The 11551-nt window shown below is 68.6% G+C and carries 9 protein-coding genes and 1 rRNA gene; 8 read left to right on the forward strand and 2 right to left on the reverse strand.

The genetic code is table 11. The features are described 5' to 3' along the window. The first annotated feature begins 268 nt into the window (after positions 1 to 268). The 8 genes from IG08_RS0103805 (at position 269) to IG08_RS0103840 (ending at position 10843) form a co-directional block, all read left to right on the forward strand. A complete protein-coding gene (locus tag IG08_RS0103805; RefSeq protein WP_030596229.1) occupies positions 269 to 1624 on the forward strand; it encodes a S53 family peptidase in 1356 nt (451 codons plus the stop codon). Positions 1625 to 2016: 392 nt separating this feature from the next. Beyond that, the gene (locus tag IG08_RS0103810) at positions 2017 to 3324 is read left to right on the forward strand and encodes a S53 family peptidase (RefSeq protein WP_030596231.1); all 1308 of its coding nucleotides are present in this window, start codon (positions 2017 to 2019) and stop codon (positions 3322 to 3324) included. 407 nt (positions 3325 to 3731) lie between these two features. After that, a complete protein-coding gene (locus IG08_RS0103815) occupies positions 3732 to 4040 on the forward strand; it encodes a hypothetical protein (RefSeq protein WP_007383036.1) in 309 nt (102 codons plus the stop codon). 173 nt (positions 4041 to 4213) lie between these two features. Continuing rightward, positions 4214 to 5053: a hypothetical protein gene (locus tag IG08_RS0103820; protein ID WP_030596234.1), complete on the forward strand. Its 840-nt coding sequence runs from the start codon at positions 4214 to 4216 to the stop codon at positions 5051 to 5053. Further along, entirely contained in the window at positions 5043 to 6374 is a 1332-nt protein-coding gene (locus IG08_RS0103825) for a hypothetical protein (protein ID WP_030596236.1), read from the forward strand. The genes IG08_RS0103820 and IG08_RS0103825 overlap by 11 nt, the downstream gene beginning before the upstream one ends. After that, a complete protein-coding gene (locus tag IG08_RS0103830) occupies positions 6371 to 7930 on the forward strand; it encodes an SCO6880 family protein (RefSeq protein WP_030596237.1) in 1560 nt (519 codons plus the stop codon). Before IG08_RS0103825 ends, IG08_RS0103830 begins: the two co-directional genes overlap by 4 nt. 10 nt (positions 7931 to 7940) lie before the next feature. Beyond that, on the forward strand, positions 7941 to 9356 hold the full coding sequence (locus tag IG08_RS0103835; RefSeq protein ID WP_030596239.1) for an ATP-binding protein: 1416 nt from the start codon (positions 7941 to 7943) through the stop codon (positions 9354 to 9356). A gap of 14 nt (positions 9357 to 9370) precedes the next feature. Further along, positions 9371 to 10843 (forward strand): type IV secretory system conjugative DNA transfer family protein, encoded by a 1473-nt coding sequence (locus IG08_RS0103840; protein WP_030596242.1) that lies wholly within the window; start codon positions 9371 to 9373, stop codon positions 10841 to 10843. A gap of 9 nt (positions 10844 to 10852) precedes the next feature. On the opposite strand, the gene IG08_RS0103845 is transcribed toward IG08_RS0103840, so the two are convergent. Both IG08_RS0103845 and rrf read right to left on the reverse strand, forming a co-directional pair. Continuing rightward, positions 10853 to 11389: a GNAT family N-acetyltransferase gene (locus tag IG08_RS0103845; RefSeq protein WP_030596244.1), complete on the reverse strand. Its 537-nt coding sequence runs from the start codon at positions 11387 to 11389 to the stop codon at positions 10853 to 10855. A gap of 71 nt (positions 11390 to 11460) precedes the next feature. Continuing rightward, a 5S ribosomal RNA gene (gene rrf / locus IG08_RS55640) occupies positions 11461 to 11551 on the reverse strand; the annotation flags it as partial.

Genomic DNA, 11551 nt, shown 5'->3' on the forward strand with positions numbered 1-11551 from the left:
GCTGTGAGCCGGCTGTCGGAGTCCACTCCGGAACTTGTGCGCAACGCGTGTAGATGGTCAAGCCGTGACCATTCGCTGCCCATCGGGCCGCCATCGGCGAGTAACCCCCCAACCCCCTTCGGTATTGCGGAAGTCAGGATTCCGCCACCCGTCTTGTTGTCACGTACTCAACAAGGGGAAGGTCGACGCGGGTCGCCGCCCCCACCGGGAACCTCACCGGTGGTCCCCCCACCGCAGGCCTCTGCAACCACTCTCAGGAGGCTGTACGTTGCGTACACCCAACACCCCCCACATATCCGGCAGATGGCTCCGGATCGGCTCGGCCACCACGGCCACTGCCGCCCTCCTCCTCGCCGGACTGGGCATCGCGACCCAGGCCGACGCGGCCACCCCCACGCCGCACAAGGTCAGCGCCAGGACCGTCGCCGCCCAGGTCGCCAAGGCCCACGTGCAGTACGAGAGCGCGTGTGACGCCACCCCGAAGAAGGGCTACGCCGCCTGCAACGCCCTCCGTGTCACCGGGGGCACCACCGCCTACATGGAGAAGCAGGCCGCGCTGAAGGGCGTAACGCCCAAGACCATCAAGCCGGACGCCTCCTCGGCCACCCCGACCGGTTACGGCCCGACCGACCTCCAGTCGGCCTACGGCCTCACCTCCGCCGCCTCCTCCAACGGCTCCGGCGAGACCGTCGCCATCGTCGACGCCTACGACGACCCCAACGCCGCGGCGGACCTGGCCACTTACCGCTCGTACTACGGTCTCTCGGCCTGCACCGTCGCCAGCGGCTGCTTCAAGAAGGTCTCCCAGACCGGCTCCACGTCCTCCCTCCCCACCGCCGACAGCGGCTGGGCCGGTGAGATCTCGCTGGACCTCGACATGGTCTCCGCCATCGCCCCGAACGCCAACATCCTGCTGGTCGAGGCGGACTCCTCCTCCATGGAGGACCTGGGCACGGCCGTGAACGAGGCCGTCAAGCTGGGCGCCAAGTTCGTCTCCAACTCCTACGGCGGCGACGAGGAGTCCTCCGACTCGACGTACGACTCCTCGTACTTCAACCACCCGGGCGTCGCGATCACCGTCAGCGCGGGCGACAGCGCCTACGGCGCCGAGTACCCGGCCGCCTCCAAGTACGTGACGTCCGTGGGCGGTACGAAGCTCTCCACGTCCTCCAACAGCCGCGGCTGGACCGAGAGCGTCTGGAAGACCAGCAGCACGGAAGGCACGGGCTCCGGCTGCTCCTCGTACGACGCGAAGCCCTCCTGGCAGACCGACACCGGCTGCACCAAGCGCATGATCTCGGACGTCTCCGCCGTCGCCGACCCCGCCACAGGCGTCTCCGTCTACGACTCCTACGGCTCCGACGGCACCGGCTGGAACACTTACGGCGGCACCAGCGCCTCCTCGCCGATCATCGCCAGCGTCTACGCCCTCGCCGGCACCCCGGGCAGCAGCGACTACCCGGCGCAGTACCCGTACAACGCGGCCGGCACGTCCGCCCTCAACGACGTGACCTCCGGCAACAACGGCACCTGCTCCACCAGCTACTACTGCACCGCCGGAACCGGCTACGACGGCCCGACCGGCTGGGGCACCCCCGAGGGGCTCGACGCCTTCACCGGCTGACGCACTCCTCTGAATCCTCCCCGTCGGGTCACGGGGAGCCGCCGGTAAAGGGGAACGTGGGGTTCCCTCGGCGGCACACACGGCAACGGGTCGCGACAGCCGGTCGCGACCCGTTCGCCGTATCCGCAAACCTCGTGTGACGCCTGTGAGTTGGGTCAAGCAACCGCCGCCCGCAGGCCATCCCGCAGCCATCGGCGAGTAAGGCCGGGGCCCGGTTCGGTATGGCGGAAGTCAGGATTCCACCAGCTGTCCCCAGGATTCCACCACCCGTCTTGTTGTCACGTACTCAACAAGAGACCGTCATCCCGGGCCGCCGCCCGCCGCCGGGGACACCCCACCGACGGCACGCACCCCGCACCGCCCCTGTTCCACCATCATCAGGAGGCTGCACCTTGCGTACCAACACCCCCACCAGACGAGGCAGATGGAACCGCACAGGTTCCGCCGCGGCCGCCACCGCCGCACTCGTCCTCGCCGGCTTCGGCACCGCGGTCCAGGCGGACGCGGCAACCGCTTCATCGAAGGTCACCTACGCCGCCACCCCCTGCTCCACCCCCAAGAAGGCCGGCGAACTGGCCTGCAACTCCCTGCGCATCACGGGCGGCATCACCGCGTTCCAGAAGGCACAGGCGAAGGCCGACGGCGTCACCCCCAAGGCCGCCGACGCCTCCACCCCCTCCGGCTACGGCCCCAGCGACCTCCAGTCGGCCTACGGCCTCACCTCCGCCGCCTCCTCCAACGGCTCCGGCGAGACCATCGCGATCGTCGACGCGTACAACGACCCCAACGCCGAGGCCGACCTCGCCAAGTACCGTACGTACTACGGCCTCTCGGCCTGCACCACCGCCAACGGCTGCTTCAAGAAGGTCAGTCAGACCGGCTCGACGACCTCCCTCCCCTCCAGCGACAGCGGCTGGGCCGAGGAGATCTCCCTCGACCTCGACATGGCCAGCGCCGTCTGCCCGAACTGCAACATCACGCTCGTCGAGGCCAAGTCGGCCACCATGGCCAACCTCGGCACGGCCGTGAACGAGGCGGTCACGCTGGGCGCGAAGTACGTCTCCAACTCCTACGGCGGCTCGGAATCGTCGTCGGACACGAGCTACGACTCCTCGTACTTCAACCACCCCGGCGTCGCCATCACCGTCAGCTCCGGCGACGACGCCTACGGCACCGAGTACCCGGCCGCCTCCAAGTACGTGACCGCCGTCGGCGGCACCTCGCTCAGCACCTCCTCCGCCAGCCGCGGCTGGACCGAGAAGGTCTGGTACCAGACCAACTCCGACGGCAGCGTCTCCGGCCCCGGCTCCGGCTGCTCCACCAACGACGCCAAGCCGTCCTGGCAGACCGACACCGGCTGCACCAAGCGCACCATCGCCGACGTCTCCGCCGTCGCCGACCCGGCCACCGGCGTCTCGGTCTACGACTCCTACGGCGTCACCGCCGGCTGGTACACCTTCGGCGGCACCAGCGCCTCCGCCCCGATCATCGCGGGCGTCTACGCCCTCGCCGGTACGCCGGGCAGCAGTGACTACCCCGCCTCGTACCCGTACGCCGCAGCCGGCACCTCGGCCCTCAACGACGTGACCTCGGGCAACAACGGCACCTGCTCCACCAGCTACTACTGCACCGCCGGAACCGGCTACGACGGCCCGACCGGCTGGGGCACCCCGGAAGGAATCGACGCCTTCACCGGCTGACCCTCAGTCACCAGATCTCGTCACAGCGGGCCGTGGGGGCCCGCCGGCGGATGGGGAAAGAACGGGCCGCGGCAACCAGCCGCGGCCCGTTCGTCATGCCGGAAGCGCACCGGAAATCACATCGGGAATCACCTCGGGATAGCCTTCACCCGCAGAACATCGGTGCCAGAAGCGCCGCAGGCCGTAGAAGAGGACAACGACGGAACCACACGACAGGTTTCGCCCAAACCTCATTGCTCGGCGTGACATGCCGTGATACACAGAGTGACCAGACAAGCATTCGTACGAAACCCGCCAACCGAAGACGCCAAGTCGACATACGACGGCAGAATTGTCGGCGACAATGAGGCCTGACCTCTGCGCACCTGCAGGGGAAGCGGAACTACCCACCAGGGGCGGTGACTTACATGCTCTTTGCGGCCGACAAGGGAGACATCAACACCATCATCGGCGGGATCGCTCCGGACTGGGGCCCCTTCGGTGCGCTGGGCACCGAGGCGAAGACGATGATCCAGGTCGTCATGGCAGTCGCCATTCTGCTCTGCCTCGGCATCGCGATCTGGGGCGCCGCGAAACAGCGCATCGGTGCTACCGCCCTGCGGGACACCTTCAGCGCCGAGCAGGGCAAGGGCCTCATCATCGCGGGCCTGACAGGCGTCTTCATCATCGGCTCACTCGGCACGCTGTTCACCATCGTGTACGGCATGGCCGTCTAGGCCCTCTCCGTTCACCACCCGGTTCCCCCTCTACCCCACCCGCCCGTCGTGCCCACCGGCTGAGGTTGCGTTTCCCTGATGTCGAGTCTCCACACCGCGCCCGCGCGGGAACCAGCACGGCTACCGTCGTACTCCTACGTGTTTCCGCACGACGTCGAGGGGGCGTACGCGGCATGAGTCTCGGGGACGAGCAGGACACGACGACCTCCGGGGGTTACGGGGGTACGGGCCAGACCCGCACCCACCTGCCCGGCGGCAACGGCGACGTGTACGGCGGCGCACGACGGGGCGGCCGTTCATCGTCCCGCTCCCTGATCACCGTCGTCGGCGTCATCGTCCTCCTCATCGCCGCGATCGCCTTCGCGAACCGTGGAGGAGACGATTCCGCTTCGGGGTCGGAGGGAGCGGGATCGCAGCCGGAGGTTGCTTCTACGGCGGCGAGCGGGAAGTCGCCGGTGGCGTCGAAAGCGGGTGGGATTCCGACGGGGTTCGCGCAGGATCAGCAGGGGGCGGAGAGTGCGGCGGCCAACTATGCGGTGACGTTGGGTTCCACCGGCATGTTCAACAAGGACAGCCGACACAGCATCGTCGACGCCATCTACACACCCACCGCGGCAGCCAAACTCCAGGGCGCCATGGACCAGGCGTACTCGGCGGACTTCCTCAGCAAGCTCGGCCTCGACGCGAACGGCAACGCCCCCGAGGGCAGCACGTTCGTCTCCCGCACGATTCCCGTGGGCACCAAGGCCACCACGTTCAGCGACAGCAGCTCCAAGGTCGCGGTCTGGTACATGGGCCTCATCGGCATGTCCGGGGCGTCCTCGACCGACCCCGTCAGCTCGACGTGGAAGACCTGGACCTTCGACCTCCAATGGGTCGACGGCGACTGGAAGATCGTCACCGACACCCAGAAGGACGGCCCTGCCCCGGTACCGGGTGACGACCAGGCCGCCAGCTCGGACGAGATCAGCAAGGCCATCGAGGAGTACGGAGGGTTCACGTATGCCCGGTAGCCGTCACCGCGGGCTCAAGCTCACCGGCTTGGTCGCCGCCGTACAGACAACCGCCGTCCTACTGGCCACCCGCGCCGCCGCGGCACCCACGCCCACGCCAACGCCCACGACGAGCAACAACCCGTGCGACCTTCTGATCGGCCCCGCCAAGCAGTACTGCGAGGACGACAGCGGCTCCGGCTCAGGCGGCTCCACCACCCTCGACCCCACCTCCACCCTCGACCCCCTCTCCTCCCTCGCCCAAGGCTGCGCCAAAGCCGCCGCCTGGACCGTCGACAAGCTCAGCGAGGCCGTAAAAGACACCGCGAACGTCGACTTCACCAACGAGAAGTTCCTCCAGCAGTACGCCGTCGTCTTCGCGGCGTCGACGATCCTGACCCTTCTCCTCTGGCTGCTCGCCGTGGCCAAGCGGGCGGTGCGAGGTGTCCCCCTCACCACCGCCATCGGCGAAGCCATCGGCTTCCTCTGGCTGACGGTCCTGGCCTCCGCCTTCACACCGCTGATCCTCTACACGGTCGTATCGGCGACGGACGGCGTCTCAGAGGTCCTGGCGAAGACGACCGGCGACCAGACGGACACCTTCTTCGGCACCTTCTCCGGCGCCCTGGAGAAGGGCGAGAACATCGGCGGCGGCCCGATCATGCTGATCGTCGTCTCCCTGGTCAGCATCCTCGCCGCCGGAGTCCTGTGGCTGGAGCTGGTCATCAGGGCGGCCCTCCTCTACGTCGGCGCCCTCCTCGGCACGGTCGTCTACGCCGGCCTCGTCGACAAGAACCTGTGGGGCCACGTCCGCCGCTGGGCGGGCATCATGATCGCGGTCATCCTGGTCAAGCCGGTCATCGTCATCGTGCTGGGCCTCGCAGGCGCGCTCTCCTCCGAGGACGGCCCGGACGCCTTCTCCGCCGTGGTCTCCGGCCTCGCCATCATCCTGCTCGCGATCTTCGCCAGCGCGATGATCTACCGCTTCGTCCCGGGCTTCGGCGACGAGATCGCCAACTCCCGCAGCAACCGCATCATGCAGGGCGCCGAAGGCAAGGCCGCGGCCGTCATCAGCTCCCCCGCGACGCTGGTCGCGCAGGGCATCAAGACCCACAGCAGCCGAGCCGACAACAACGGCGGCGGAGGCCAAGGATCCGGTGCCCGCCCCAGCAACCCCGCATCCGGCGGAGTCGCCGCCCACAGCCAGCGCAACTCGAACGGAGGCGGCGGATCTGTCCCCTCCGCCGCCCCCGCACCCCGCTCCAGCAATCCGGTGAACAGCCCGCACGCCGGCAACAACCGCAACAGCAGCGCCAACCGCACAGGAGGTGACGGGCGTTGACGACCGAGTCCCACGTGTCCCATCCGGTCACGCCCCGCCGTACATATCTGATCGGCCGCGCCCGGCCGAACGCGATCGTCGGCCGGAATCGTGAAACCGGCGAGATCGCGCTCATCATCGGCGGCGCGTTCCTCGGCATGATGTGCGGGCTCATCGTCCCGGTGCTGTCCCTGCGCATCGTGCTGCTGATGGGCTTCCCTCTGATCGCGCTGGCCGCGGTCTACGTGCCGTACAAGCGCCGCACGTTCTACAAGTGGTTCGAGATCAACCGCAGTTTCAAGCGGACCCTGCGCCAGGGGACGACATACCGCTCCTCCGTGGTGGAGGCCGGCACGCATCTCGACGGCCGCGAGGTCGAGATCGGCCCGCCGCCGGGGATCGGCCGGATCACCTGGCTGGCAGCACCCTTCGGCCCCGACGAGATCGCCGTACTGCTGCACGCGGACCGCCGTATGGTCACCGCCGCGATCGAGATCGAGGGCCCGGGCGTCGGTCTGCGCGACTCCGAGGACCAGGAAGCCCTCGTCGACCGCTTCGGCACCCTCCTCAAGCACGTGGCCAACGGCGACGGCTTCGTCACCCGCATCCAGATGCTCGCCCGCACCCTCCCCGCCGACCCCGACGCCCACGCCAAGGACGTCGCCATGCGCGGGGACGAGAAGGCGTTGCCCTGGCTGCAGTCGTCGTACGACCAACTGCAGTCGATGGTGTCGACGAGCAGCGAGCAGCACCGCGCGTACCTCGTCGCCTGCATGCACTTCACCCGCGAACTCGCCGCCGAGGCCCAGGCGATGGCCCGCGCGGCCCGTCCGCAGGCCGGCCGCAAGCTCGACCGGGACGCGGGCCTCGCGGTCGTCATGGCCCGCGAGCTGACGGACATCTGCTCACGCCTGCAGGAGGCGGACATCCGCGTACGACAGCCCCTGGGCCAGGGCCGTCTCGCCTCCCTCATCCACTCCATGTACGACCCGGACCACCCCATCGACCACATCCAGGCGATGACCAAGCGCAACGCCTGGCCGGCCGAGCTGGACGCCATGGCACCGACGTACCTCCAGGCGAAGACCCGCGAATCCTCCACCCGCGCGCCCTGGTGCCACTCCACGGCCTGGGTGAAGGAGTGGCCGATGACCCCGGTGGGCGTCAACTTCCTCGCGCCCCTGCTGGTCCACACCCCGGACGTCATCCGCACCGTCGCCGTCACGATGGACCTCGAACCCACCGAGGTCGCCATCGAGCGCATGCTGACCGAGAAGACGAACGACGAGGCGGAGGCGTCCCGAGCCGCCAAGATGAACCGGACGGTCGACCCCCGCGACATCGCCTCCCACAACCGCCTGGACCAGCGAGGAGAAGACCTCGCGAGTGGTGCGGCCGGCGTCAACCTCGTCGGCTACATCACCGTCTCCTCCCGCAACCCCGAGGCCCTGGCCCGCGACAAGCGGACCATCCGGGCCTCGGCCGGAAAGTCGTACCTGAAGCTGGAGTGGTGCGACAGAGAGCACCATCGCGCCTTCGTGAACACGCTCCCGTTCGCCACCGGCATTCGAAGGTAGGGGCCGCCGCATGCGGGATCCGCTGTCCATCCTCACCGAGGCCTTCACGTCCTTCCTCTTCGGAAAGATCGAGACGACCCGCCTGCCGGTCCGCACCTCCACCGGCCAGGCCCAGGCGGTCTACCTCCCGACCGCCGCCCCCGGCCTCGGCGACTCCGGCGTCATCATCGGCCGCGAGGTCTACTCCGGCAAGGGCTACATCTACGACCCCTTCCAGCTGTACGGCCAGCAGCTCCCGGCACCGCACTGGCTGGTCCTCGGGGAGTCCGGCAACGGCAAGTCGGCGCTGGAGAAGACGTACATCCTGCGACAACTGCGCTTCCGCGACCGCCAGGTCGTCGTCCTCGACGCACAGGGCGAGGACGGGGCAGGTGAATGGAACCTCATCGCGCAGGAGTTGGGGATAACTCCTATCCGCCTCGACCCGATGGCGGCCCTGGACATGGGCATCCGCCTCAACCCGCTCGACCCCGCGATCACGACGACCGGACAGCTCGCCCTTCTCCGGACCATCATCGAGGTCGCGATGGGTCACGGCCTCGACGAGCGCTCCGGCTTCGCGCTCAAGGTCGCGCACGCCTTCGTCAACGAGACGATCGTCGAGCGCCAGCCGATCCTCACCGACATCGTCGAGCAGCTACGGCACCCCGAGCCGGAGTCCGCCGAGGCGATGAACGTCGACATAGAGGACGTACGGGCGTGGGGCCTGGACGTGGCGCTGGTGCTGGACCGTCTGGTCGACGGTGACCTGCGCGGCATGTTCGACGGCCCGACAACGGTCGGCATCGACCTCGACGCGCCGCTCATCGTGTTCGATTTGTCCCACATCGACCGCAACTCCATCGCCATGCCGATCCTGATGGCGATCGTCGGTGTATGGCTGGAACACACCTGGATCCGCCCCGACCGGAAGAAGCGCATCTTCCTGGTCGAGGAGGCCTGGCACATCATCAACAGCCCCTTCGTGGCCCAACTCTTCCAGCGGCTCCTGAAGTTCGGCCGCCGGCTGGGCCTGTCCTTCGTGGCGGTGGTGCACCACCTGAGCGACGTGGTGGACGGCGCGGCTGCAAAGGAAGCGGCGGCCATTCTGAAGATGGCCTCGACCCGGACGATCTACGCCCAGAAAGCGGACGAGGCGCGAGCGACGGGCCGGGTGCTGGGCCTGCCCAGGTGGGCGGTGGAGATCATCCCCTCCCTCACTCCCGGCATTGCGGTGTGGGACGTCAACGGCAATGTCCAGGTGGTCAAACACCTGGTCACCGAGACCGAACGCGCGCTGGTCTTCACCGACCGCGCGATGACCGAGTCGTCCAGGGACCGCGATCTGACCGACGACGCCCTGCGCGCCGCCGAGTTGGAGGCGGAGGAACGGGCCGCGGCCTTCGTGGAACAGCACCTCGGCGACTCCGAGTCGACGGTGGCGTAGGTCTAGGAGGAGGCGTGAGACAACCGCACGACCACCGACAGGACGCCCAGGGAGGCATCCCCGACGGCCTGCTCATCGGCATACTCGCCTTCCTCCTCGGCATGACCCTGCTGGTCTGGACGGCGACGGGACTGGCGGGCTGGTTCGCCAACGGCTCCTGGCCGGAGGGCCTCACCTTCACCCGCACCCCCTTGGCCATGCGCCACCTCATCGGCGACCCCCACGACATCGCCGGCGCCTGGCCGGACACCCCGGCCGCCCAACTCTCCGGCTACGGCCTCTTCTGGGGCCTGTTCATCGGCCAGTTGATGGTCCTGGTCGTTCTGACGGTGTTCGTGATGGGGACGCTGGCGAGGTGGCGGCAAGTGCGGGCGCGGGGCCGGGCGGACCAGAAGACGGCCGCTGCGGCAGCCCCGGCGCCGGCCCCCGTGGTCCACGAGGTGCCGGAGCCGCGCGCGGAGCCGGAACCGACCACGATGCTGAAGGAAACGGCACCACCGGTCTCTTCGCCCCACGTCTTGGCCGACAGCAAACGGGTGGCTGGGTGGGAAGCGAACCGCACCGAAGGCGCGGTGCACTACGCCCCCCCGGAAACCCGCCACGCGACCGCGACCCAAGCCATCCGAGACGCGGCGGGCCCCACCCTGGTCATCACCTCGAACCCCGCCATCTGGCAGGACACCAAGGACGCGAGAGCCAAACTGGGCCCGGTCCACGTCTACGACCCCACCCACCGCTGCGACACCCCGGCCCGCCTCCACTGGTCGCCCACGGCAGGCTGCGAGGACAAGGCCACAGCCAAGGCACGAGCAGCCGCTCTGCTGGCCCCCGTTCGCCCCACCTCCCGGCTCGACCAAGCGGTCAGCGAAACCGCTGAAACGCTCCTGCGGAGCTACCTGCACGCCGCCGCCATAGAGGCCCGCACCATCCGCCACGTCCACCGCTGGACCCAGGGCACCCAGGTCCAGGACGCCGTACGAACCCTCCGTACGAACCCCAAGGCCGCCCCCGGCGCGGCAGGCGAACTCGAGGCCGCGCTCACCGCGTACCCCGAACGACGCGACATCGCCCAGGAGTTGACCAGCAGGGCCCTCTCGGCGCTCTTCACGGTCAACATCCGAGAGGCCTGCACTCCAAACCGAAGTGATGCCCTCGCCTTGGATTCCTTCGTGGACGAAGGGGGCACGCTTTATGTGGTGGGTGAATCCATCGAGGACCCCAGGACCAACCCGGGTGCCATGCCACTCCTGACGGCCCTCGCCTCAAGCGTGGTCGAGCGCGGCCGGCACATGGCCGAACGGTCATCCTCCGGTCGCCTCGACCCACCACTGACGCTCGTCCTGGACGACGTCGCAGCCGTGGCTCCGCTTCCCCAGCTCCCGGAGCTGCTGGCCGCCGGAGCGGACCGGGGCCTGCCGACCCTGGCCCTGCTCCGGTCCCGGGAACAGGCCCGCAGCCGCTGGCCGGACGCGGAACTCCCGGTGTAGCAAGCGGGCTTACGACCGCTCGATCACCATCTCCAGCTCCTCGGAGTCGCCGAGCGGCACGACGACCCCAGTGGGCGCGAAGCCCACCTTGCCGTAGAACCGCCGGGCCCGCGCATTGTCCTCGTGCACGATGAGCCGCACCCGCTCGGCCCCGCGCCCCCAGGCCCACTCCAGGGCCGCGTCGAAGAGCACCTCGGTCAGCCCGATCCCCCGGACCTCCGGACGCACGAACACACCGACGATGTGCCCCTGCTTCTGCTCGACCTGGAAGCCGGCCCAGTCCGTCGTCCCAGGCTCCTCAAGAAGCACGGTCACCGTCCCGACCCACTCGCAGTCCGGACCCTCGGCAATGATCTGCTGCGCCCCCTCGGCGCCCTCGGCGGCTCCCGCGGCCCGCTCCTGATAGAAGGAGTCCGGCTTGGCAACGGCCGCCTCGTACGTCTCAAGGAAAGCGAGATGCGCAACGGGGTCCTGCAACGCAACGAGCCGCAGCTCCTTCGCCGCGGCCCACTCGTCCGCGTGTATGGAACGGATCTTGTAGTTCATGCGAACCACCGTATCCGAAACGCAGAAAACCCCCGTACCGAATAAACGGTACGGGGGTTTTCTCAAAATTTGTTCGGCGGTGTCCTACTCTCCCACAGGGTCCCCCCTGCAGTACCATCGGCGCTGTAAGGCTTAGCTTCCGGGTTCGGAATGTAACCGGGC

Source organism: Streptomyces fulvoviolaceus (genome assembly GCF_000718165.1).
In the GTDB taxonomy this organism is placed as follows: Bacteria; Actinomycetota; Actinomycetes; order Streptomycetales; family Streptomycetaceae; genus Streptomyces; species Streptomyces fulvoviolaceus.